This window comes from Streptomyces telluris, from assembly GCF_024519335.1.
Lineage (GTDB): Bacteria > Actinomycetota > Actinomycetes > Streptomycetales > Streptomycetaceae > Streptomyces > Streptomyces telluris.
The window spans coordinates 97,543-119,169 of sequence record NZ_JANIID010000030.1; the positions used below are offsets into that span (position 1 = coordinate 97,543).

Below are 21,627 nucleotides of genomic sequence, written 5' to 3' on the forward strand. Positions count from 1 at the left end.
CGCCTGGAGCCCCTATGCGCGCCCTCCGCTCCTCCGCAGTCGCCGCCGTCGCCGCGGCCGCGGCCCTGACCGCCGTGTCCGGCTGTGCCGAGAAGTCGGACGGCAAGGGCTCCGACGCGATCAACGTGACCGCCTCCGACGACAAGTGCGAGGTCTCGAAGACCTCTTTCCCGTCCGGCCACATAAAGATCAACATTGAGAACACGGGCTCCAAGGTCACCGAGGTGTACGTATACGCCGCGGGCGACCGGATCGTGACGGAGCGGGAGAACATAGGCCCGAAGACCAAGGCCGAGATCACCGCGACGATCAAGAAGCCGGGCGATTACGAAATCGCCTGCAAGCCCGGCATGAAGGGCGACGGAATCCGCCAGAAGGTCACCGTCACCGGCGGCGGAAAGGCGGAGAAGGCGAACCCGGAGCTGGACAAGGCGGTCGCCGAGTACCGCAAGTACGTCCAGCAGCAGGCCGACGAGACGATCCCGGCGGCGCAGAAGTTCGCCGACGCGGTCAGGAGCGGCGACGTCGACGAGGCCAAGAAGCTCTACGCGGTCTCCCGCATCGGCTGGGAGCGCACCGAGCCGGTCGCGGAGTCCTTCGGCGACATCGACCCGAAGGTCGACGTCCGCGAGGACGGCCTGGAGAAGGACCAGAAGTGGACCGGCTGGCACAAGCTGGAGAAGTCGCTCTGGGACGAGAAGAAGATCGACGAGGACGACAAGAAGCTGGCCGACCAGCTGATGACGGACCTCAAGGGCTGGCAGAAGGTCGTCGGCACCGCCGAGATCACCCCGACCAGCATGGCCAACGGCGCCAAGGAGCTCCTCGACGAGGTCGCGACCGGCAAGGTCACCGGCGAGGAGGAGCGCTACAGCCACACCGACCTCGTCGACTTCCACGCCAACGTCGAGGGCGCCGAGAAGTCCTACGAGCTGCTCAAGTCCGTCGCCGCCAAGAGCGACGCCGCGCTCGTCAAGGAGCTCGACAAGCAGTTCGGCGACCTGAAGAAGCTGCTCGGCGAGTACCGCGACGGCGACACCTTCAAGGCGTACGACGAGGTCGGCAAGGAGGACCGCAAGAAGCTGTCCGACGCCGTGAACGCCCTCGCGGAGCCCCTGTCCAAGCTCGCCGGCGCCGTCGCGAAGTAACGGGGGAACAGCCATGACCGACGCGCAGAAGACCGGCGACCGGCAGGAGCCGGCCGCCGGGACCGCGGCCGCGGGCAGGCCCTCGCGCCGCTCCGTCCTCGGCTGGGGAGGTGCCGGCCTCGCGCTCGGCGCCGCGGCCGCGGGCGGCACCGCCGCCGCGCTGCGCACCGGCGGGGACGCCTCCCCGGCCGCCGCGGCCGGGGACGCGGTCCCCTTCCACGGCGCCCACCAGGCCGGCATCTCCACCCCCGTCCAGGACCGGCTGCACTTCGCCGCCTTCGACGTGACGACGAGCGACCGCGCCGCGCTGGTCGAGGTGCTCAAGGAGTGGACGGCCGCCGCGGCGCGGATGACCGCCGGTCACGAGATCGGCGAGGGCGCGGTCCCGGGCAACGACGAGCTGCCGCCGGACGACACCGGCGAGGCCCTCGGCCTCAAGCCGTCCCGGCTGACCCTCACCTTCGGCATCGGCCCCGGCCTGTTCGAGAAGGACGGCAAGGACCGGTTCGGCCTCAAGGACCGCCGGCCCAAGGCCCTGATCGACCTGCCGGTCTTCCCCGGCGACAACCTCGACGCGGCCCGCAGCGGCGGCGACCTGTGCGTCCAGGCCTGCGCGGACGACCCGCAGGTCGCCGTGCACGCCATCCGCAACCTGGCCCGCATCGGCATGGGCAAGGTCGCCATCCGCTGGTCGCAGCTCGGCTTCGGCAAGACGTCCTCGACGACGCCCGACGCGCAGACCCCGCGCAACATGATGGGCTTCAAGGACGGCACCCGGAACATCGCCGGCACCGACACCGAGCGCCTGGAGCGGCACGTGTGGGTCGGCGAGAAGGACGGCCCGGACTGGATGACCGGCGGCTCGTACCTGGTGGCCCGCCGCATCCGGATGCACATCGAGACCTGGGACCGCACCTCGCTCGCCGAGCAGGAGGACATCTTCGGCCGCGACAAGGCCGAGGGCGCGCCCGTCGGCAAGGAGCGCGAGCACGACGAGCCGCTGCTGAAGGCCATGAAGCCCGACTCCCACGTGCGCCTCGCCCACCCCGACAGCAACAACGGCGCGACGATCCTGCGCCGCGGCTACTCCTTCACGGACGGCACGGACAAGCTCGGCCGGCTGGACGCCGGGCTGTTCTTCATCGCCTACCAGAAGGACGTCCGGGACGGGTTCGTGCCGCTGCAGATGAACCTGGCGCGCCACGACACCCTCAACGAGTACATCCAGCACGTGGGTTCGGCGGTCTTCGCCGTGCCGCCGGGCGTCCGGGACGAGGACGACTGGTGGGGCAGGGCCCTGTTCGCATGATCACCGGTTCTTCCCGGAGAGGAGATGCCGCGTGTTCGGCAACTATCTGATCGGCCTGCGCGAGGGCCTGGAGGCGAGCCTGGTCGTCTGCATCCTCGTCGCCTACCTCGTCAAGACCGGACGCCGGGACGCCCTGCGCCCGGTCTGGGCCGGCATCGCCGCGGCCGTGCTGCTGAGCATGGGCTTCGGCGCGCTGCTCCAGTACGGCTCGCAGACCCTGACCTTCGAGGCCCAGGAGATGCTCGGCGGCTCGCTGTCGATCGTCGCCGTCGGCCTGGTGACGTGGATGGTCTTCTGGATGCGGCGCACCGCGCGGCACCTGAAGAAGGAGCTGCACGGCAAGCTGGACGCCGCGCTCGCGATGGGCACGGGCGCGCTGGTCGTCACCGCGTTCCTGGCCGTGGGCCGGGAGGGGCTGGAGACCGCGCTGTTCGTCTGGGCGGCCGTGCAGGCCACCGACGACGGGGTCCGGCCGCTGGCCGGCGCGCTGCTCGGGCTGCTCACGGCCGTCGTGCTGGGCTGGCTGTTCTACCGCGGCGCGCTGAGGATCAACCTGGCGAGGTTCTTCACCTGGACCGGCACCATGCTGATCGTGGTCGCGGCCGGCGTGCTCGCCTACGGCTTCCACGACCTGCAGGAGGCCAGGATCCTGCCGGGCCTGGGGGACAAGGCGTTCGACGTCGGCGAGCAGGTTCCGGCCGACAGCTGGTACGGCACCCTGCTCAAGGGCGTCTTCAACTTCCAGCCGGACCCGACCTGGCTGCAGGTGGCGGCGTGGGCGCTGTATCTGGTACCCACCCTCCTGGTGTTCTTCGCCCCGGGTAGGGTGGCGCCGAACCGAGCAGCCACCAAGGAGTCGAAGCCCGATGAGACGACGGGGGGCCGGCCGCGGACCGCGCACGAGGCGGACGGCGGTAACGGCGGCGGCGCTGCTGCTGACGGCGACCGGGTGCATGACGGTGCACGGGGAACGGGAGATCGTCCCGTCGGTGGGCAGGGCTGAGGCCGCCAAGGTCCTCAAGGCCTTCACCGACGGCTACAACGAGGGTTACCGCAAGCTCGACCCGGGCGTCATCGCCCGGGTCGAGACCGGTGCGCTGGCCGAGATAGGCAAGGCCGACCTGGCGGCGCAGAGCGTCCAGACGCCCGGCGGCAACCCGAAGTACCCCTCCCTGGTCCTCGACGACGCCCGCTTCGCGATACCCGCGCAGGCCGGCTGGCCGAAGTTCTTCCTCGCCGACACCCGCAGCAACCGCGACGCCAACCGCTGGCTCGTGGTCTTCACGCGGTACGGGGTGAAGGAGCCGTGGAAGGCGGCCTACCTGTCGATCGTCAGCCCGGGGAAGGTGCCGGAGTTCACGACCGGCAAGGACGGGCACGCGGAGGCCGTCCCGGCGGTTGCGGGCAAGGACCACGGCCTGATGGCCGACCCCGGCAAGGTGAGCGCCCTCTACACCGACTTCCTGCGCACCGGCAAGGGCAAGGGCTTCGTGCCGGGCCCGCGGACCACGGGGCTGCGGGAGGAGCGCGACAAGGTGCGCCGCACGGCCACCTTCTGGACGGAGTTCATCGACACCCCGGAGAAGGCCCCCGCCTTCCCCGCTCCGGCGCTGCGGACCAAGGGCGGCGGTGCGCTGGTGTTCTTCACCGCGCACCACCGGGAGAAGCGCACGATGGCCGAGGGGCTGCGGCCCGCGGTCACCGATCCGCGGACGAAGGCGCTGCTGAAGGGCGAGCTCAAGCGCTCGGTGACGTACACGCGGGTCTCGGAGGCGGCGGTCGAGGTGCCCCCGCGGGACGCGGACGGCGGGATGATCAACTTCCTCAACCGGATCGACACGATGACGGCCGCGCAGGGCGAATAGCGCGCCGGGCGTACGGAACCGGGCGGTGGGGCGAGCCGGACGGGCCCGGTCAGCGGCCGATCGGCCAGGCCGCCTCGTGATCGGGGCGGCCGCCCGCGTACTGGGCGCAGGCGTCGGTGAGGGTCTCCAGGAGCGTCAGCGGATCCGGCAGCGGCCGCTCGGGGCCCTGCAGCCAGGCCACCCCGGACTCCTCCGGCAGCCGCGAGGGGGGCAGCAGCACATAGCTCCCCCGGCAGTGCCAGCGCAGGCCCGGATGCTCGTCCATCGTCTCGGGATGGCAGTCGAGCTCGCAGGGCCACCACTCGTCCTCGTCGTCCGGGGTGCCGCGGGTGGCGGTGAAGAAGAGCATGCGGTCGGGGGCGACGGTGGCCACGGGCCCGGTCTCGACGCCCGCCTTCTGCAGCCGCTCCAGGGCCTGCCGGCCAGCCTCCAGGGGGACGTCGAGCACGTCGTGCGCGATGCCGGTGGCGGTGACGAAATTGGCCTCCGGCTGGCCGCGCAGCCACGCCGTGACCTTCTCGGCGTCGGTGGTGGCGAGGGTCTGCCAGGCGAAGGAGACGGGGTGGCGGCCGGGGGTGGGACAGCCGATGCGCTCACAGGAACAGCCGTACCCGGACGGGTGGGCGGCCGGGGCCAGCGGGAAGCCCGCGGCTGCCGCGGCCAGGAGCAGTTCCTCGCGGGCGGCCTCGGATGCCGCGCCCGTGCCCGTACCGCCACCCGCTCCGCTCCTGGGGCGGCGCAGCCACTGGGAGAACCTGCTCTTGCGTTCCATCTATCCCCTCACTTCGACCGCGGTCTCCGGTCAATGCTGCCACCATCCTGCGCCTGGTGTGACCGTCGGACGGATCCAGGGGGTGTGAGACCGGCCGCTCGCGCGGGCGGGGCCATCTATCCCGTCCGCCGTCCCGGCCGGCCCGGAGCCTGCGCCGGACGGGTCACGGGCGCGGTGCGAGACCGCGCAGGGCGAGGTCGAGGACGGCGTCCGCGTAGGCGTGGGTGAGCGGCAGGGTGCGGTTCAGCCAGCGGTGGAAGAGCGGGCCGACCAGCAGTTCGAGGGCGATGCGGACGTCGGCGTCCGGGTCGACCTGGCCCGCTTCCTGGGCGGCGCGCAACCGGCGGGCGTACGCCTGGAGCTGGGGTTCGAGGACCTTTTCGGTGAGAGCGCGGCCGAGCTCGGGGTCGTTGGCGGTCTCGGAGACCAGGGCGCGGGTGGGGGCGTCGAGGCGCGGGTCGTTGAGCTCGTCGACGGTGGCCCGCAGCACGGTCCGGAGGTCGGCCGCGAGGTCGCCGGTGTCCGGGAGCTCGACGCCGGCCGGGTCGACGCCCTCCAGGACGCAGGCCTCGAAGAGGACCGCCGCCTTGGAGGGCCACCAGCGGTAGATGGTCTGCTTGCCGACGCCGGCGCGGGCGGCGATGGCCTCGATGGTGAGCTTCGCGAAGCCGGTCTCGCCGATCAGCTCCAGGGCGGCGTCGAGGATCGCGCGGCGGGAGCGCTCGCTGCGGCGGGAGGCGTCGGGGGCCTTGGGGGCCGGCGAGGACGACGGGGGCGGGGTCGGGGCGTCGGTCATGGCGGCATCCTAGCCCCCGCGTGAAGCGAGACGTATCGTCTTGACAAGACGATACGTCTCGTTGAATGATGACCGACGAAGCGAGACGGAGCGTCTCGCTCAATCGAAGGGAGCACCCCATGAGCAGGAGCGGATCGGGCGGCATGCTCGGAGTCGGCGGCACGCGCAGCAACCTCTCCCGCAACGCCCTGCGCGGCGGCGGCCGGGGCGGGCGCGCCGGAGGCGGCGGCGACGCGGCGGCCCAGAAGCGGGAACTGCTGCGGAAGTTGCGGGAAGGGCGAAGCGGAACCACCGGCGCGTGAGTGAGCCAGCGGTAAACCACCCGTACGGTTCATGCGCCAAAGCCCGTGGAGCGTGGACGATTTGGGCACGCACGACGATCCCGTACGTGCCCAACACCACCGTGAGGAGCACTCCTTGCGTAGTACAGCTCCACGCGCAGCCACTCCGCGGCGCTATCTGATGTGCCCCCCGGCCCACTTCAAGGTCACCTACTCCATCAACCCCTGGATGGACCCGGCCAAACCGGTCGACCTGCCGCTCGCGCTCGCGCAGTGGGAGGACCTCAGGGACCGCTATCTGGCCCTCGGGCACACCGTCGAGGAGCTCGAGCCCCGGCCCGGACTGCCCGACATGGTCTTCGCCGCCAACGGCGCGACCGTCGTGGACGGCCGGGTGCTCGGCGCGCGCTTCGCCCATCCCGAGCGGACCGCCGAGGCCGCGGTCCACGCGGCCTGGTTCCGGGAGCGGGGCTACGCCGAGGTGCTCGAACCCGAGCACATCAACGAGGGCGAGGGCGACTTCGCCGTCACCGCCTCCTGGCTGCTGGCCGGGCGCGGCTTCCGCAGCAGCCCGCTCTCCCACCCCGAGGCGCAGGAGTTCTTCGGCCGGCCGGTGATCGGCCTCGACCTGGTCGACCCCCGCTACTACCACCTGGACACGGCGCTCTGCGTCCTCGACGACACCACCGACGGCGAGATCATGTACTACCCGGGCGCGTTCTCGGCGGGCAGCAGGGAGGTGCTGCGACGGCTGTTCCCCGACGCCCTGATCGCGAGCGAGGAGGACGCGTCGGCCCTCGGCCTCAACGCCGTGTCCGACGGGCGGCACGTGCTGCTGCCGCAGGCGGCGGTGGGGCTCTTCGAACCGCTGCGCGCACGGGGGTACGAGCCGATCGGGATGGACCTCGGCGAGCTGCTGAAGGGGGGCGGCAGCGTGAAGTGCTGCACGCAGGAGCTACGGGGCTAGCGCCGTAGCTCCCGCGTCCTGGTTCCGCGCCCCGTGAGGGGCGCGGGGAACTGCGCGGTCAGCCACGCACGGTCCGCGGCCGGCGGAGCACCCGGGTCACGCCCCGGCCGGAGGCCACTCGTCGCCCCAGTCGGCGTCGCGGGCCACCTTGTACGCGTCTCCGTGCCGCTTCGTCACCGTCTCGCGGGTCAGGCCGTCCTCGGGCGTGCACAGGTCGAGGAGGACCTGGCCCTTGCGGATCTGCGGCCTGCGGACGATGCGGGCGGGCCCGGACGCGGGCGCCTCCGGCAGGTCACCCCGTACCGCCGCCACGTACGAGAACTTCTCGTCCTCGTACGCCAGTGAGCCGCCCTTGACCTGCCGGTGCAGCGAGGAGCGGCTCACCCGGGCCGAGAAGTGGCACCAGTCCGCGCCCGGCTCGATCGGGCACGCCGCGCTGTGCGGGCAGGGCGCCACCACGCGGAAGCCGGCCGCGATCAGCCGGTCGCGCGCCTCGATGATCCGCAAGTAGCCGTCGGGCGTGCCCGGCTCGACGATCACGACCGCCCGCGCCGTGCGGGCGGCCTCGGCCACGACCGCGGCGCGGCCCGCGTCCGTCAGCTCCTTCAGCACGTACGAGACGGTGACGAGGTCCGTGCCCTCCGGCACCCTCAGGCCGTCGCCGATGATCCCCCGCTCCCAGCGGGCCGCGCGCAGGGCCGGCTCGGAGGCCTCCCCGGCGAGCTCGGCACCGAGCGCGAGGGCGGGCGCGGCCCAGTCCAGGACCGTCGTCTCCCGGCTCTCGCCCTCCCAGGCGGAGGCCACGGCCCACGTCGCCGCGCCCGTGCCGCCGCCCACGTCCACGTGCGAGGCGGGCACGAAGGACGGCAGCCGGTCCCGGAACGCCTCCAGCGCGGACCGCACGGCCTCGAACGTGGCCGGCATGCGGTAGGCGGCGTACGCGGCCACGTCGGAGCGGTCGCGCAGCACGGGGGCGTCCGTGGGGGTCAGCCCCCGGTAGCTGGCGATCAGCCGGTCGACGGCCTGCGCGGCCCGCCGCGGCGGCAGACCGTCGAGGAGCCCGGCGAGCGCGGTGCGCAGTTCGTCGCCGGACCGGGGGGAATGGGGGGCGTGCATTCGGAAAAGTCTAAGCGGCCGCGGCGGACGGCAGTCCGGCACCGCCGGGTCGCGCCGCCGGCGGGCTCAGTCGCGCTTCTGCCAGGGCCGGCACAGGCCCAGGAAGCACGCCGCCGCCGCGAGCGCGCAGACCAGCTGCACGACCGCCATCGGCACCGCCGTGCCCTCCCCCGCGATGCCCACGAGCGGCGAGGCCAGCGCGCCCAGCAGGAACGTGGACGTGCCCAGCAGGGCCGAGGCGGAGCCCGCGGCGTCGCGGGAGCGCATCAGGGCCTGGGCGTTGGTGTTGGGCATGGCCAGGCCCATCGCGGACATCAGGACGAACAGCCCGCCCGCGATCGGCGCGAGGCCCGCCTTCCCGAAGACGCCGGAGGCCATCAGCAGCAGCGCGGCGGCGGCCAGGGCGATCACCACGAGGCCGACGGCGAGGGCCTTGTCGAGACTCACGCGGCCGACCAGCAGCTTGCCGTTGATCTGGCCGACCAGCACGAGGCCGACCGAGTTGAGGCCGAAGAGCAGGCTGAAGGTCTGCGGGGAGGCCCCGTAGATGTCCTGGACGACGAAGGGGGACGCCGAGATGTAGGCGAAGAGCGCGGCGAAGGCGAAGCCGCCCGCGAGCATGTAGCCGGTGAAGACCCGGTCGGACAGGAGGGCGCCCATCGCGCGCAGGGTCGCACCGAGGCCGCCGGCCTGGCGCCGCTCCGGCGGCAGGGTCTCGTGCAGGAAGCGCCACACGGCGAGGGTGAGCAGCAGGCCGACGGCGGTGAGGACGACGAAGACGCCCCGCCAGTCGGTCAGGCGCAGGATCTGGCCGCCGATGAGCGGCGCGACGACGGGGGCCACGCCGGAGATCAGCATGAGCGTGGAGAAGAAGCGGGCCATGGCCACGCCGTCGTAGAGGTCGCGCACGACCGCCCGGGCGATGACGATGCCGGCGGCACCGGCGAGGCCCTGCACCAGGCGGAAGCCGATCAGCAGCCCGGCGTTCGGGGCGAGGGCGCAGACGGCGGTGGCCACGACGTAGACGGCCATGCCGGCGAGGAGGGGGCGGCGGCGCCCCCACTTGTCGCTCATGGGGCCGACGACGAGCTGGCCGAGCGCCATGCCCAGGAGGCAGGCGGTGAGGGTGAGCTGGACGGTCGCGGCGGGGCTGCGGAGCGCGCCGGTGACCTCCGGCAGGGCCGGGAGGTACATGTCCATGGAGAGCGGCGGCAGCGCGGTCAGGCCGCCGAGGACGAGGGTGACGATGAGGCCCGTGGCGCGGGCGGCACGGGCCCCGGCTATGCCGGGACCCGCGGAGTGGCGTTCGGCGGGCCGGGCGGGCTGCTGCTCCTGCTCGGCCGTGTCCTGGCCCGGGTCCGTCATGCGTCGCGCTCCGTGCTCCGTGGTCGTCGTCTGTTCAACCATGGTGTCATGACCGCGGCCCATACTTGGGTCTTACACGTTATTCGGGGGGCGGGTGTGACGGGACGCACTGAGCCGGTGCACTGAGCTGATGCGCGACCTGATGCGCGACCCGATGCGCCGCCCCCGGAAGGCGGCGCCGGGCCGTCACGCCTCCCGGAGCCCCGGAGCGCCCGCCTCCGAGACGAACGAGGCCGCGGTCGAGACCGGCGCGCCCGGGGTGGTGACCCCGGACACCGTCCGGAAGTCGCCCCGCACGCGCTCCGGGTCGAGCGAGACGACGACGTACCCGCGCCGGGCGTCGTAGTACTTCAGGTGCGGGTTCGCCGCGCGCGCCGTCTCCCAGTCCTCGGGGCGCTCCTGCCCGTCGAAGCCGCTGGAGACGGAGGTGCCGAGGAACTCCACGCCGAGCGTGGCGGAGTCCGGGTCGTCGAAGTCCTCCTTCACCTCGTACGCGCAGTGGGTGTGGTCGTCGCCGGTGAGGACCAGGAGGTTGCGGACGCCCGCCCGCCCGGCGCCGGCCAGGACGCGGTCGCGCGAGGCCGGATAGCCGTCCCAGGTGTCCATGCTGACCCGGGAGGACGCGCCGGGCGTCTCCTTGCGCTGGGAGAAGCACACCTGCTGGGCGACGACGTTCCAGGTGGCGGTGGAGGTGCGGAAGCCGTCGAGGAGCCAGCGCTCCTGCGCGGCGCCGGTGATCGTGCGGGCCGGGTCCTGCGACTCGGGGCCGGGGATGTGCCAGCCGTCCCCGTAGGCCTGGTCGGAGCGGTACTGGCGGGTGTCGAGGAGGTCGAACTGCGCGAGGCGGCCGTACCCGAAGCGCCGGTAGAGGCGCAGGTCCGGCCCCGAGGGCCGCTGGGGGCCGCGCAGCGGCATGTTCTCCCAGTAGGCGCGGTACGCGGCGGCGCGGCGGGCGCGGAAGCGGTCGACCGGGTCGTTGTCCTGGGAGACGTCGCCCGCGTAGTTGTTCTCGACCTCGTGGTCGTCCCAGGTGACGTACCAGGGGTGGGCGGCGTGCGCGGCCTGGAGCTCGGCGTCGGACTTGTAGAGGGCGTACCGCTGGCGGTAGTCCTCCAGCGTGTGCGTCCAGTGGTTGTAGAACTCCGGCAGCGGCTCGGTGTAGTTCCGGGCGCCCGCGCGGGCGTCGATGGCGTTCTCGTAGATGTAGTCGCCCACGAAGAACACCGCGTCGAGGTCCTCGCGCGCGAGGTGGCCGAGGGCGGTGTAGTAGCCCTCGTCGTACTGCTGGCACGAGATCAGGCCGAAGCGGGCGGCGGGGACGGACGCGTCGGCCCGGGGCGCGGTGCGGGTGCGGCCCACCGGGCTGATCCAGCGTTCGGCGCGGAAGCGGTACCAGTAGGTGCGGCCGGGTTCGAGGCCGCACGGGTCCAGGTGGACGGTGTGGCCGTCGGCGGCCGGGGCGGCGGCCGTGCCGCTGCGCACCACGCGGCGGAAGGCGTCGTCCTCGGAGAGCTCCCACTGGACGGTGATGGCGCCCTCGGCGGGCAGGCCGTTGCCCGGCTCGTGGGGCCGGGGGGCGAGCCGGGTCCACAGCACGACGGAGTCCGGCAGCGGGTCGCCGGAGGCCACTCCGAGGGTGAAGGGGTTTTCGGAGAGGGGGGTCATGCCGTTCAGATTGCGCGCCGCTGGGGCGCCTGTGAAGAGCCGCGTCACGGCCTTCGCCGGCGGTTCCGCCCCGCCTGCTCCGTACCCGCCCGAACGACCCGTTCCAGGTGTACCGTCCCAGGAGGCGAGGCCGGACACCACGGGGGAGGTGGCGCGGTGAGCCACGACGGAGACCCTCCGCAACCACAACCACAACCACCACCCGAGAACCGCTTCTGGTCCCACGTGTGGAAGTACTGGGTGACCGGCGGCCTGGCCGTGGTGCTGGCGGCGATCCTGCCGGTGCTCTTCAAGGCGGGCCCCTTCGAGGCGGACGAGGCGGGCGGGCGCGACCCGACGACCGCGCCCCCGCCGGCGACGGGCCCACCGGCCCCGGCAGGCTCGTCGAACCCTGCGGTATCGGGGAGTTCGGGGGGCTCGGGAGGGTCAGGAGGCACAGGGAGTTCGGGAAGCACAGGGGGCACGGGGGGCTCGGCCGGCTCCTCCAGCCCGGGAACCCCGCCCCTGCCGGTCACCCCCTCACGCACCCCGTCACCGTCCTCGCCCGCGGTGTCGGCACGGGTCGTCAGCGTCCTCACCCAGGGCCCGGTCACCCCGACGGTCACCAAGGTCCAGGTGAACGTGACCTTCAGGGGCCTCAAGGGCCGGACGGGCACGATCAGGTGGCACACCTACAACGACATCACCAAGCAGAGCATGAGCGGCGACAGCGTGATCGGCTCCCCGGTCCTGGCGTGGGACAGCACGGACTGGCACCCCACGTTCCTCGTCCCGACCCCGACGGTGCGCTGGCAGCTGCAGGTCACGGCATACGGCCCGGACGGCAGGCAACTGGCCACGAACCACTCCAACTTCACGTTCGGGTCGTAGCGGGGCGCGATCCGTCAGGCAGGGGCCGTCGCGCCGGGCCCCAGCCGGGCTGCCCGGGTGGCCAGTCGGGTGATGCGGGGCCAGTCGTGGCGGGCGAGGGTGTCCTGGGGGAGCATCCAGGAGCCGCCGACGCAGGGGACGTTCGGCAGGGCCAGGTAGGACGGGGCCGTGTCGGGGCCGATGCCGCCGGTGGGGCAGAAGCGGGCGCCGGGGAGCGGGGAGGCCAGGGACCGGAGGTACGGCGTGCCGCCGGCGGCCTGTGCGGGGAAGAACTTCATGTCGCTCACGCCGCGTTCCAGCAGGGCCATGATCTCCGAGACCGTCGAGACGCCCGGCAGGAACGGCAGCCCCGTCCCTCGCAGGGCCTCCAGCAGCGGGTCCGTCCAGCCCGGGCTGACCAGGAAGCGGGCCCCGGCGCGGGCCGCCGCTTCCGCCCGGGCCGGGGAGAGGACGGTCCCCGCGCCCACGACCGCCTCCGGAACCTCCGCGGCGACGGCCCGTATCGCATCGAGCGCGGCGTCCGTCCGCAGCGTCACCTCGATCGCCGGCAGCCCGCCCGCGACGAGCGCACGGGCGAGGGGCACCGCGTCGGACGCGTCGGCGAGGACGGCGACGGGGAGGACGGGGGCGAGGCCCAGGACGGAGGCGGGCGCCGGGACGGGCGCGGCGGCGGTCACGGGGCCATCCTGCGCGCCGCCGCCACTTAACGCAACGGTCGTTGCACTATGTGCAACGAGAGCTCCGGCGAGGGGCCCTCAGAGCTCGGTCACCACCACGTCGAGCGCCCACGGCTTGCCGCCCTTCGCGGGCGCGCCGCCCTCCACCGCGTACCCGAGGCCGCGCAGCGCCTCCGCGAGCTCCGCCGGCCCGGCCGGCTCCGCGCCCGCCGTCAGCAGGTCCCGGACCAGCCGGCCCTTGGTGGCCTTGTTGAAGTGGCTCACGACGGACCGCTTCTCCACCCCGTCCACGATCTTCGACTGCAGCACCCGCACGGTCGCCGTCCGCTCGGCGAGCGCGCCCTTGGGCTTCCACGCGGCGGCGTACGCGGCCGACCTGAGGTCGAGCACCATCCCGTCGCCCGCCTCCTGCGGCAGGTGGTCGTCCATGACGCCGCGCCAGTACGCGCCCAGCGCGCCCAGGCCCGGCAGCTTCACGCCCATCGAGCAGCGGTACGACGGGATCGCGTCACCGACCCGGACCGCGCCCCACAGCCCCGAGAAGACCAGCAGCGAGCGCTCCGCCCGCTCCCGCGCCGCCGCGTCCAGCGAGGCCAGACCGAGCGCGTCGTAGAGGACGCCGGTGTAGACCTCGCCCGCGGGGCGGGTGCCCGCCGTCCGCAGCGCCGCGTTCTTCGCGATCTCGCCCCGCAGCCCCGGGGACAGGCCGAGCACCTCCGCGGCCTTGTCCTCGTCGCCCGCGCAGAGCTCCACCAGCTCCGCCAGCACGGTCTCCCGCGCCCCGGCCAGCCCGGGCAGCGACAGCGCACCGGCCTCCAGCGCGGCCCCGGCGCCGGAACCGACGGCGGCGGCCTTCCCCTCGGACGGCGGCAACAGCACGAGCACGGTGTCTTCTCCCATCGGTACGGATCCCGACGAGCCTAACGCCGACCCGGCTCCCGACCCCCGGCTCCCGGTCCCGACGCCGCACGCCACACTCGCCGTGCCCCGCGCCCGCACCGGAAATACGCTCGTCCCATGCCTCGCCGCAAGATGCACGTGACCGACGCGGACGGCAGCCCCCTGCGGGCGGCGCTGCGCCGGCTCCGCGAGGACACCGGGGTGACCGAGGAGTTTCCCGCCGACGCCCTCGCGGAGGCCGAGCAGGCCGCGCGCCGGCCGCGCCTCCCGGCGTACGACGCCACCGAGCTGCCGCTGTTCACCATCGACCCGCCCGGCTCGATGGACCTCGACCAGGCCATGTACCTGGAGCGGCGCGACGGCGGGGGCTTCCGCGTGCACTACGCGATCGCCGACGTCGCCGCCTTCGTCCGCCCCGGCCAGGCCCTGGACGCCGAGGCGCACCGCCGCGTCGTGACCCTCTACTACCCCGACGGGCGCGTTCCCCTCCACCCCGCCGTCCTCGGCGAGGGCGCGGCCAGCCTGCTCCCCGACCACAGCCGGCCCGCCCTGCTGTGGCGCTTCGACCTCGACGCGGACGGCCGCGTGGAGGGGACGGACCTGCGGCGCGCTCTCGTCCGCAGCCGGGCCCGGCTCGACTACGCGGCCGTCCAGGCCGCCGTGGACTCCGGCAGGGCCGAGGATCCGCTGGCCCTGCTGCGCGAGATCGGGATGCGGCGCGAGGCGCTGGAGCGCGCCCGGGGCGGCATCTCCCTCAACGTCCCCGAGCAGGAGATCGTGCGCCGCGGCGGCCACTACGCGCTCGCCTACCGCACGCCGCTGCCCGCGGACGGCTGGAACGCCCAGATATCCCTGATGACCGGCATGGCCGCGGCCGACCTGATGCTGCGCGCGGGCACCGGCGTCCTGCGCACCCTGCCCGCCGCGCCCGAGCGGGCGGTCGACCGGCTGCGGCGCGTGGCGCGCGCCCTCGGCGTCACCTGGCCGGAGGACATGCCGTACGCGGTCGTCGTCCGCGCGCTCGACCCCTCCCACCCCCAGCACGCGGCCTTCCTCCAGGAGTGCACGGCGCTGCTGCGCGGCGCGGGCTACACCGTCTTCGACCGCGAACGCCCCGCGGAACGCCCGCTGCCCACGGACCCCGGCCACGCCGCCCTCGCCGCCCCGTACGCGCACTGCACCGCCCCCCTGCGCCGCCTGGTCGACCGCTACACCGGCGAGCTGTGCCTGGCCGCGGCCGCCGGCACCGACCCGCCCGAGTGGGTGCGCGCCGCGCTCGACTCCCTGCCCGGCGAGATGGAGGCGGGGGCGCGGCGCGCGGGCCAGGTGGAGCGGGAGTGCGTGGACCTGGTCGAGGCGGCGCTGCTGCGCGACCGGATCGGCCAGGTCTTCGACGCCTACGTGGTGGACGTCCAGGCGGACCGCCCGACCGCGGGCACGGTCCACCTCTACGAGCCGGCGGTGATCGGCCACATCGAGGGCGACGGCGACGGCCCTCCCCTGCCCCTGGGGCACCGCATGCGCGTCCGGGTGATCGAAGCGGACCCGGGCCGCGACAAGGTGTGGTTCGCCCCGGCCTGAGCGGGAGCGGCGGCGACGGGCTCCGCGTTCTCCCCGGGCGATCGTGACAGCCCCCGCCAGGTAGCATGGTCGGCACGGCGGACGAGCCGGCCGGGCGGCCGCGTGGGGTCTTCGGATCCCCCGAGGAACGTCCGGGCTCCATACGGCAGGGTGGTGGGTAACGCCCACCCGGGGTGACCCGCGGGACAGTGCCACAGAAAACAGACCGCCGGGGGCCGCGAGGCTCCCGGTAAGGGTGAAACGGTGGTGTAAGAGACCACCAGCGCCTGAGGTGACTCAGGCGGCTAGGTAAACCCCACCCGGAGCAAGGTCAAGAGGGGCCGCCTTCGCGGCGGCCCTGCGCGGACGATCGAGGGCTGCCCGCCCGAGTCCGCGGGTAGACCGCACGAGCCTGCCGGCAACGGCAGGCCTAGATGGATGGCCGCTACCCCGGGCCCCGCAAGGGACCCGGGTGACAGAACCCGGCGTACAGGCCGACTCGTCCGCCGCCTGTCTTTGTACGAGCCCCCGCGGCTGTACGAGCCCCCGCGGCCCGCCGCCCCGCGGCGCCGCGGGGGCTTCGTGTCCGTCCGGTCACAGCCACCCGTTCTGCCGGGCCGCGCGGACGGCCTCCATGCGGTTGCGGGTCCGGGTCTTGCCGATGGCCGCGGAGAGGTAGTTGCGGACCGTCGCCGGGGACAGGTGCACCTTGGCCGCGATGTCCGCCACGGTCGCCCCGTCGACCGCGGCCGCGAGGACGTCGCGCTCGCGCTGGGTCAGGGGGTTGGGGCCGGCGCTGAGGGCGGCGGCGGCCAGGGCCGGGTCGATGACGCGCTCTCCGGCCAGGACGCGGCGGATCGCCGCGGCCAGCTCCTCCACCGGGCCGTCCTTGACGAGGAAGCCGGACGCTCCGGCCTCCATCGCGCGGCGCAGGTAGCCGGGCCGGCCGAAGGTGGTGAGGATCAGCACCTGGCAGCCGGGCATCCGGGCGCGCAGGTCGGCGGCGGCGTCCAGGCCGCTGCGGCCGGGCAGTTCGATGTCGAGGAGCGCGACGTCGGGCTTCGTCTCCAGGGCCCTGGGGACGATCTCGTCGCCGTCGCCGACCTGGGCGACGATCTCTATGTCCTCCTCCAGCCCGAGCAGCAGCGCGAGCGCGCCCCGCATCATCCCCTGGTCCTCCGCGAGCAAAAGCCGGATCATGCGGTGCGGTCCTCCTCGGACTCCGAGTCCACGGGCAGTTCGGCCACGAGCCGGAAGCCCTTGCGCCCGTCCGGGCCGGCGGTCAGGTGGCCGCCCGCGGCGGCCATGCGCTCCGTCAGGCCCTTCAGGCCCGTCCCCGGCGCGCCCTGCCCCGAGCCTACGCCGCGCCCGTTGTCGGTGATCTCCAGGCGCACCTGGTCGGTCTCGCCGCGCACTTCGACGGTGCAGCGGCCCGCGCCGCTGTGCCGGACGACGTTGGTGACGCCCTCGCGGACGACCCAGCCCAGCAGGGCCGCGGTCTGCGGCGGCAGCGGGGGGCCGGACTGGCGCAGGTCGGCGGTGATGCCGGAGGCCTCCAGGAGGGAGCGGGCGCGGTCGAGTTCGGTGGTGAGGCTGCCCTCGCGGTAGCCGGTGACGGCCTCGCGGATCTCGGTGAGGGCCTGCCGGCCCACCGCCTCGATGTCGGCCGCCTGCCCGACGGCGGCGTCCAGGTCGCGCGGGGCGAGCCGGCGCACGGCCTCGGCCTTGACGACGATGACGGACATGGTGTGCCCGAGGAGGTCGTGCAGGTCGCGCGAGAACCGCAGCCGTTCCCGCTCGACGGCGCTGCGGGCCAGCTCCTCGCGCGTGGCGCGCAGTTGGGCCACCGTCTCGAAGAGGCTGAGGATCGCGGCGGTGACGAAGCCGGAGAGCAGGGTCCCGTAGGCGACGGTCAGCGATTCCGAGGGGCCGCCGCGCATGCTCGCGATCAGGCCGGCCGAGCCGGCCAGGGTGAGGACGATGACGCCGAGGCGGCGCCCGCTCTCGGTCAGCCCGCGCCGCAGCACGATGCCGGAGGCCAGCGACAGCAGCGGGAAGCACAGCAGCCAGTCGCCGCCGTACCCGATGGTCAGCGCGTACGTGGCGACGGCCAGTCCGGCGAGCGACAGGCGCGGGACGCGGGTCGCCTTGTACCGCGCGTCGAGACCGGTGAAGACCGTGGCGGCGTACAGCGCGGCGAAGGCCAGCACGCCCGGCCCGCCGAGCCACGGCAGCGGCACCTCGCCCCGGAACAGGTCCTGGACGTCCCCGGTGAGCATGAAGAGCCAGGGAAGGAAGGCGAATTTCCCCGGTGGTTTGTGCCGTTCGATCCCGGCCTTGCTGTCACTCATGGCTTCGACCTTAGAAAACCCGCCGCTGAGCTGGGCAGATGCAAGTGTGGGCGGCCACCCGTGACATTTGTCCCGGACCCGGCTATACAGGGGGTTCCATCGGATCGGCTAGAACGCGTTCTAGGAAGGTTCCCGATGCCCATCGACGTACGCAGGGCCGTCGCCGCCGCCCCTCGCAGCACCTCCCTGACCTGGGATCACAAGGACGTCCTGCTCTACCACCTCGGCATCGGCGCGGGCACCCCCGCCACGGACCCGGACGAGCTCCGCTACACCCTGGAGAGCCGGCTCCACGTCCTGCCGAGCTTCGCCACCGTCGCCGGCGGCGGCGCCGCGCAGGCCGGCGGCCTCTCCGCCCCCGGCATCGACATCGACCTCGCCGCGGTGCTGCACGGCGGCCAGTCCCTCACCGTGCACCGCCCGCTCCCGGTCCGCGGCGCCGCCACCCTCACCTCCCGCGTCGCCGCCGTCCACGACAAGGGCAAGGCGGCCGTCATCGTGCTGCGCTCGGAGGCCGCGGACGCCGACGGGCCGCTGTGGACGGGCGAGAGCGAGATCTTCGTCAAGGGCGAGGGCGGCTTCGGCGGCGAACGCGGCGCCTCCACCCGCCTGGAGGCGCCCGTCCGCGCCCCCGACGCCACCGTGGAGCGGCCCGTCCGCGAGGACCAAGCGCTCCTCTACCGCCTCTCGGGCGACTGGAACCCCCTGCACGCCGACCCCGAGTTCGCCAAGCTCGCGGGCTACGACCGGCCGATCCTGCACGGCCTGTGCTCGTACGGCATCGCCCTCAAGGCCGTCGTCGACACCGCCCTCGCCGGGGACGTCACGCGCGTCCGCGCGTACCGCACCCGCTTCGCCGGCGTCGCCTACCCCGGCGAGACGCTGCGCGTGCGGATGTGGCGGGAGACCCCGGCGCCCGGCCGGATCCAGGTCGCCGTCAGCGCCGTGGAGCGCGACGACGCACCCGTCCTCGCGGACACGGTCCTCACGCACGGGTGAGCGCGCGGGCGCACCCGGACGCACACCCGCAGAGACCCCGTTCCCCCTCACCCGCAGTGGCCCCTTCCTACGTCGTTCCCACGTCAGAGGAGTCCGTCATGCGCGCAGCCGTACAGCACGAGACGGGGCGGCCCCGGCTCGAAGTCCGCGACGACGTCGAAGCGGTGGGCTTCGGCCCCGGCAAGGTCCGGCTGCGCATGCGGGCCACCGGGCTGTGCCACTCCGACCTGTCCGCGATGAGCGGGGTGCTGCCCCAGCTCGTGCCCTTCGTCCCCGGGCACGAGGGCGCGGGCGAAGTCGTCGAGGTCGGCGAGGGCGTGACCGGGCTGCGGCCCGGCGACCGCGTCCTGGTCTGCTGGCTGCCGCCCTGCGGCGGCTGTCCCGCCTGCAAGCGCGGCCAGAGCCAGTTGTGCCTGGCGAGCCTCATGGAGGCCGGCACCCCCAACTTCCGCATGGACGGCTCCGACCTCTTCGGCTTCGCCGGCACCGGCACCTTCGCCGAGGAGGCCGTCGTCGGCGCCGGCTGCGCCGTGCCCATCCCCGACGACCTGCCCTACGACATCGCCGCCCTCATCGGCTGCGGCGTCACCACCGGCCTCGGCGCCGCCCTCAACACCGCCGACGTCACCGCCGGTTCCTCCGTCGCCGTCATCGGCTGCGGAGGCGTCGGGATCTGCGCGATCCAGGGCGCGCGGGCCGCGGGCGCGGCGCAGATCGTCGCCGTCGACCCCGTCGCCTCCCGGCGCGAGGCCGCGCTGCGCTTCGGCGCGACCGAGGCCGTGCCGCCCGACGGGCTCGCCGACGCCCGGGCGCGCGTCACCGGCGGCGAGGGCTTCGATTACGCCTTCGAGGTCGTCGGCACCTCCGCCACCGCCCGGGCCGCCTACGAGACGACGCGGCGCGGCGGCACGCTCTGCGTCGTCGGGGCCGGGGCCGTGGACGACCTCTTCCAGATCAACATGTTCGAGCTGTTCTTCGACGAGAAGAAGATCCTGCCGTCCCTGTACGGCGGCGGGGACGTCCTGCGCTCGTACGAACGGGCCGTCGCCCTGTGGCGGGCCGGCCGCATCGACCTCGCGGGCCTGATCACCCACCGGGTCCCGCTGTCCGGCGTCAACGACGCCCTGGAACAGATGCGGACCGGCGAGGCGCTGCGCACCTGCATCGAGATCTGAGGGGGTGACCGGCATGGTGTCCCTGCACGGCAGGACCGCGATCGTCACCGGCGCGGGGCGCGGCCTCGGCCGGGCGGAAGCCCTCGAACTGGCCCGGCTCGGCGCGCACGTCGTCGTCAACGACTACGGGCAGCCCGGCGCGGACGGCTCCGGCGAGGCGTCGGCCGCGCCCGCCGAGGCCGTCGCCGCCGAGATCCGGGCGGCCGGCGGCCGCGCCACCGCCCACGTCGGCGACGTCGCCGACTTCGCCACCGCCCGCGACCTCGTCCGGCTCGCCGTCGAGACCGGCGGCGGCTCGCTCGACGTCCTCGTCAACAACGCGGGCATCCTGCGCGACCGGATGGTCTTCTCCATGACCGAGGACGAATGGGACGCGGTCGTCCGCGTCCACCTCAAGGGCCACTTCAACACCGTGCGCTTCGCCGCCGCGCACTGGCGGGAACGGGCGAAGGCCTCCGGGCGGCCGGTGTACGGACGGATCGTCAACACCTCCTCCGAGGCATTCCTCATCGGCTCACCCGGCCAGCCCAACTACGCGGCGGCCAAGGGCGGCGTCGTCGGCCTCACCACCTCCACGGCGGAGGCCCTGCGCAAATACGGGGTAACCGTGAACGCCATCTGCCCGCGGGCCCGCACCCGGATGACCGAGCAGATCTTCGCCGGGATCGGCACCCCCGCGGACGGCGGGCCCGACCCGCTGGCCCCCGAGCACGTCGCGCCCCTCGTCGGCTACCTCGCCGCGCCCGCCGCGGCCGGGGTGACCGGGCAGGTCCTCCTCGTGCACGGCGGCATGGTCGCCGTCATGGAGCGGCCGAAGGTCGCGGCGCGATTCGGCACGTCCGGGGGCGTCTTCACGGCCGAGGAGCTGGACGGGCTGCTCACCCCGCACTTCGCCGGGCGCCCGCCCGGGGAGACGTTCGCCGCGCCGGAGGTGTGGCAGCTCGGGCCCGGCTGAGGACGGCCGGGACAGCCGGGAACGGCGGGGGAAAACGCCTCGGGCGCCGGGAGTCTCCGCTTGAGCGGGACCACCCGGCGCCCGAGGGCTGACCGGAATCGTCAACGAGGCCGGTCAGTGGCCTTCCGGCGTACGGCGGTGCTTGCCGTGGGCAGGGGAGCTGTTGTCGTCGGGGGAAGCCGGACCACGGTGCCTGCCGGAGCCGGCGGCTGCGGCCTGGGACGCCTCAAGGGGGCGCGCCTCGGTCGTGTCGGTTCGGGCGTCGGGCATGGGGAAAGTCACTCCGTCGGATGGGGATGCGTGCTTTGCGCGTAGGGGGCTGCCACGGCAGTGACGCGCGGTGTCGGCGGACGCCGACACGCCCTCCGCGCACGGCCGTCCGGCTCACGACGGTGACCGTCACCGTCCGGCACAGCTGCGCAACCCCCGCCCGGATTCTAACGGGACCTTGATCGCCCGGGCCACCCGGCCGGGCCGCGAGTCGGCCGCCGCTTCGGCGGCCGCTCAGGGCCGGGGCTCCCGTCCCAGCGGCGCCTGCTGCAAGGGAACGGGCCTGGACGGCGCGCCCCCGGAAGCCGCGACGGACCAGGCACCCGGCATCCCGGCTCCCGGAAGCCCGGTGGGAGGCACGGCGGTCCACACGGACGCGGGCGACTCACCGCGCTCCGCCTGGGGGGATGCCTGCGGGGGCGCCTGCGGGGGCGCCTGCGGCGGGCAGGACGGGGGCCCTTCGTGGGGCCGCTCCATCAGGGGCGGTGACGCCTGCGGCGGGCAAGGCACCTGATGCAGCAACGACTCCTGCGGCCGCGCCGCGGGGGCGGGCTCGTCCGGTTGCGGCCCGGGAGGCGGGACTTCG

At 74.0% G+C, this 21,627-nt stretch carries 21 protein-coding genes and 1 other RNA gene; 12 read left to right on the forward strand and 10 right to left on the reverse strand.

From position 1 onward, the window contains the following. Positions 1 to 14: 14 nt before the first annotated feature. From efeO to NQU55_RS27570, 4 genes are read left to right on the forward strand one after another with little or no spacing between them, the layout of a single operon-like run. Positions 15 to 1,148 carry an iron uptake system protein EfeO gene (efeO, locus tag NQU55_RS27555; protein WP_168091900.1) on the forward strand — a complete coding sequence of 378 codons (1,134 nt, stop codon included), beginning with the start codon at positions 15 to 17 and terminating at the stop codon, positions 1,146 to 1,148. Between the two features lie 13 nt (positions 1,149 to 1,161). Beyond that, positions 1,162 to 2,457 carry an iron uptake transporter deferrochelatase/peroxidase subunit gene (gene efeB, locus NQU55_RS27560; RefSeq protein ID WP_168091899.1) on the forward strand — a complete coding sequence of 432 codons (1,296 nt, stop codon included), beginning with the start codon at positions 1,162 to 1,164 and terminating at the stop codon, positions 2,455 to 2,457. 31 nt (positions 2,458 to 2,488) lie between these two features. Continuing rightward, positions 2,489 to 3,460 carry an iron uptake transporter permease EfeU gene (gene efeU, locus NQU55_RS27565; protein WP_168091898.1) on the forward strand — a complete coding sequence of 324 codons (972 nt, stop codon included), beginning with the start codon at positions 2,489 to 2,491 and terminating at the stop codon, positions 3,458 to 3,460. Next, the gene (locus tag NQU55_RS27570) at positions 3,393 to 4,322 is read left to right on the forward strand and encodes an SCO2278 family lipoprotein (RefSeq protein WP_505017609.1); all 930 of its coding nucleotides are present in this window, start codon (positions 3,393 to 3,395) and stop codon (positions 4,320 to 4,322) included. Before efeU ends, NQU55_RS27570 begins: the two co-directional genes overlap by 68 nt. Positions 4,323 to 4,371: 49 nt before the next feature. Here the strand turns inward: NQU55_RS27570 and NQU55_RS27575 are convergent, their stop codons facing one another. Together NQU55_RS27575 and NQU55_RS27580 are read right to left on the reverse strand one after the other, a co-directional pair. Next, the gene (locus NQU55_RS27575; protein ID WP_168091896.1) at positions 4,372 to 5,094 is read right to left on the reverse strand and encodes a bifunctional DNA primase/polymerase; all 723 of its coding nucleotides are present in this window, start codon (positions 5,092 to 5,094) and stop codon (positions 4,372 to 4,374) included. Positions 5,095 to 5,257: 163 nt separating this feature from the next. Next, the gene (locus NQU55_RS27580; protein ID WP_168091895.1) at positions 5,258 to 5,890 is read right to left on the reverse strand and encodes a TetR/AcrR family transcriptional regulator; all 633 of its coding nucleotides are present in this window, start codon (positions 5,888 to 5,890) and stop codon (positions 5,258 to 5,260) included. A gap of 119 nt (positions 5,891 to 6,009) precedes the next feature. Between NQU55_RS27580 and NQU55_RS27585 the strand changes: the two genes are divergently transcribed. Beyond that, positions 6,010 to 6,192 (forward strand): DUF6243 family protein, encoded by a 183-nt coding sequence (locus NQU55_RS27585; RefSeq protein WP_168091894.1) that lies wholly within the window; start codon positions 6,010 to 6,012, stop codon positions 6,190 to 6,192. Between the two features lie 115 nt (positions 6,193 to 6,307). Next, positions 6,308 to 7,138, forward strand: a complete 831-nt coding sequence (gene ddaH / locus NQU55_RS27590; protein WP_372504821.1) for a dimethylargininase — start codon at positions 6,308 to 6,310, stop codon at positions 7,136 to 7,138. Between the two features lie 96 nt (positions 7,139 to 7,234). Here ddaH and NQU55_RS27595 read toward each other — a convergent pair whose 3' ends face one another. From NQU55_RS27595 to NQU55_RS27605, 3 genes are all read right to left on the reverse strand, one after another. Further along, a complete protein-coding gene (locus NQU55_RS27595; protein WP_168091893.1) occupies positions 7,235 to 8,254 on the reverse strand; it encodes a small ribosomal subunit Rsm22 family protein in 1,020 nt (339 codons plus the stop codon). A gap of 66 nt (positions 8,255 to 8,320) precedes the next feature. Next, positions 8,321 to 9,619: a multidrug effflux MFS transporter gene (locus NQU55_RS27600; protein ID WP_168091892.1), complete on the reverse strand. Its 1,299-nt coding sequence runs from the start codon at positions 9,617 to 9,619 to the stop codon at positions 8,321 to 8,323. 186 nt (positions 9,620 to 9,805) lie between these two features. Continuing rightward, positions 9,806 to 11,284, reverse strand: coding sequence for an alkaline phosphatase D family protein (locus tag NQU55_RS27605; protein ID WP_168091891.1), 1,479 nt, complete (start codon positions 11,282 to 11,284; stop codon positions 9,806 to 9,808). 156 nt (positions 11,285 to 11,440) lie between these two features. On the opposite strand from NQU55_RS27605, the gene NQU55_RS27610 reads away from it, so the two are divergent. After that, positions 11,441 to 12,154, forward strand: a complete 714-nt coding sequence (locus NQU55_RS27610) for a hypothetical protein (protein WP_168091890.1) — start codon at positions 11,441 to 11,443, stop codon at positions 12,152 to 12,154. Between the two features lie 14 nt (positions 12,155 to 12,168). Here the strand turns inward: NQU55_RS27610 and eda are convergent, their stop codons facing one another. Both eda and yaaA read right to left on the reverse strand, forming a co-directional pair. Beyond that, positions 12,169 to 12,831, reverse strand: coding sequence for a bifunctional 4-hydroxy-2-oxoglutarate aldolase/2-dehydro-3-deoxy-phosphogluconate aldolase (gene eda / locus NQU55_RS27615; RefSeq protein ID WP_168091889.1), 663 nt, complete (start codon positions 12,829 to 12,831; stop codon positions 12,169 to 12,171). A 78-nt stretch (positions 12,832 to 12,909) separates the two neighbouring features. Then, a complete protein-coding gene (yaaA, locus tag NQU55_RS27620) occupies positions 12,910 to 13,716 on the reverse strand; it encodes a peroxide stress protein YaaA (RefSeq protein WP_168091905.1) in 807 nt (268 codons plus the stop codon). A gap of 132 nt (positions 13,717 to 13,848) precedes the next feature. Here yaaA and NQU55_RS27625 point away from each other — a divergent pair, with 132 nt between their 5' ends. Both NQU55_RS27625 and rnpB read left to right on the forward strand, forming a co-directional pair. Further along, a complete protein-coding gene (locus NQU55_RS27625; RefSeq protein WP_168091888.1) occupies positions 13,849 to 15,312 on the forward strand; it encodes an RNB domain-containing ribonuclease in 1,464 nt (487 codons plus the stop codon). An 82-nt stretch (positions 15,313 to 15,394) separates the two neighbouring features. After that, an RNA gene (gene rnpB, locus NQU55_RS27630) (RNase P RNA component class A) lies at positions 15,395 to 15,797 on the forward strand. Positions 15,798 to 15,885: 88 nt separating this feature from the next. On the opposite strand, the gene NQU55_RS27635 is transcribed toward rnpB, so the two are convergent. Next, positions 15,886 to 16,491, reverse strand: a complete 606-nt coding sequence (locus NQU55_RS27635; protein ID WP_168091887.1) for a response regulator transcription factor — start codon at positions 16,489 to 16,491, stop codon at positions 15,886 to 15,888. Beyond that, entirely contained in the window at positions 16,488 to 17,642 is a 1,155-nt protein-coding gene (locus tag NQU55_RS27640) for a sensor histidine kinase (RefSeq protein WP_168091886.1), read from the reverse strand. The genes NQU55_RS27635 and NQU55_RS27640 overlap by 4 nt, the downstream gene beginning before the upstream one ends. A 135-nt stretch (positions 17,643 to 17,777) precedes the next feature. Between NQU55_RS27640 and chsH3 the strand changes: the two genes are divergently transcribed. From chsH3 to NQU55_RS27655, 3 genes are all read left to right on the forward strand, one after another. Next, positions 17,778 to 18,641: an enoyl-CoA hydratase ChsH3 gene (gene chsH3 / locus NQU55_RS27645; protein ID WP_168091885.1), complete on the forward strand. Its 864-nt coding sequence runs from the start codon at positions 17,778 to 17,780 to the stop codon at positions 18,639 to 18,641. A 98-nt stretch (positions 18,642 to 18,739) separates the two neighbouring features. Beyond that, positions 18,740 to 19,816, forward strand: a complete 1,077-nt coding sequence (locus tag NQU55_RS27650; protein WP_168091884.1) for an alcohol dehydrogenase catalytic domain-containing protein — start codon at positions 18,740 to 18,742, stop codon at positions 19,814 to 19,816. Between the two features lie 13 nt (positions 19,817 to 19,829). After that, positions 19,830 to 20,771 (forward strand): 3-oxoacyl-ACP reductase, encoded by a 942-nt coding sequence (locus NQU55_RS27655; protein WP_284702629.1) that lies wholly within the window; start codon positions 19,830 to 19,832, stop codon positions 20,769 to 20,771. A 114-nt stretch (positions 20,772 to 20,885) separates the two neighbouring features. On the opposite strand, the gene NQU55_RS27660 is transcribed toward NQU55_RS27655, so the two are convergent. Beyond that, the gene (locus NQU55_RS27660) at positions 20,886 to 21,041 is read right to left on the reverse strand and encodes a hypothetical protein (RefSeq protein WP_168094376.1); all 156 of its coding nucleotides are present in this window, start codon (positions 21,039 to 21,041) and stop codon (positions 20,886 to 20,888) included. Positions 21,042 to 21,627: the final 586 nt, after the last annotated feature.

Bases quoted from the DNA above. Each gene is read 5' to 3' on its own strand.
- efeB (WP_168091899.1), top strand. From the start codon at position 1,162: ATGACCGACGCGCAGAAGACCGGCGACCGGCAGGAGCCGGCCGCCGGG.
- NQU55_RS27600 (WP_168091892.1), bottom strand. From the start codon at position 9,619: ATGACGGACCCGGGCCAGGACACGGCCGAGCAGGAGCAGCAGCCCGCC.
- NQU55_RS27660 (WP_168094376.1), bottom strand. From the start codon at position 21,041: ATGCCCGACGCCCGAACCGACACGACCGAGGCGCGCCCCCTTGAGGCG.
- NQU55_RS27580 (WP_168091895.1), bottom strand. From the start codon at position 5,890: ATGACCGACGCCCCGACCCCGCCCCCGTCGTCCTCGCCGGCCCCCAAG.
- NQU55_RS27655 (WP_284702629.1), top strand. From the start codon at position 19,830: ATGGTGTCCCTGCACGGCAGGACCGCGATCGTCACCGGCGCGGGGCGC.
- NQU55_RS27640 (WP_168091886.1), bottom strand. From the start codon at position 17,642: ATGAGTGACAGCAAGGCCGGGATCGAACGGCACAAACCACCGGGGAAA.
- chsH3 (WP_168091885.1), top strand. From the start codon at position 17,778: ATGCCCATCGACGTACGCAGGGCCGTCGCCGCCGCCCCTCGCAGCACC.
- NQU55_RS27595 (WP_168091893.1), bottom strand. From the start codon at position 8,254: ATGCACGCCCCCCATTCCCCCCGGTCCGGCGACGAACTGCGCACCGCG.
- NQU55_RS27635 (WP_168091887.1), bottom strand. From the start codon at position 16,491: ATGATCCGGCTTTTGCTCGCGGAGGACCAGGGGATGATGCGGGGCGCG.
- efeO (WP_168091900.1), top strand. From the start codon at position 15: ATGCGCGCCCTCCGCTCCTCCGCAGTCGCCGCCGTCGCCGCGGCCGCG.
- NQU55_RS27605 (WP_168091891.1), bottom strand. From the start codon at position 11,284: ATGACCCCCCTCTCCGAAAACCCCTTCACCCTCGGAGTGGCCTCCGGC.
- NQU55_RS27575 (WP_168091896.1), bottom strand. From the start codon at position 5,094: ATGGAACGCAAGAGCAGGTTCTCCCAGTGGCTGCGCCGCCCCAGGAGC.
- NQU55_RS27585 (WP_168091894.1), top strand. From the start codon at position 6,010: ATGAGCAGGAGCGGATCGGGCGGCATGCTCGGAGTCGGCGGCACGCGC.
- NQU55_RS27625 (WP_168091888.1), top strand. From the start codon at position 13,849: ATGCCTCGCCGCAAGATGCACGTGACCGACGCGGACGGCAGCCCCCTG.
- NQU55_RS27650 (WP_168091884.1), top strand. From the start codon at position 18,740: ATGCGCGCAGCCGTACAGCACGAGACGGGGCGGCCCCGGCTCGAAGTC.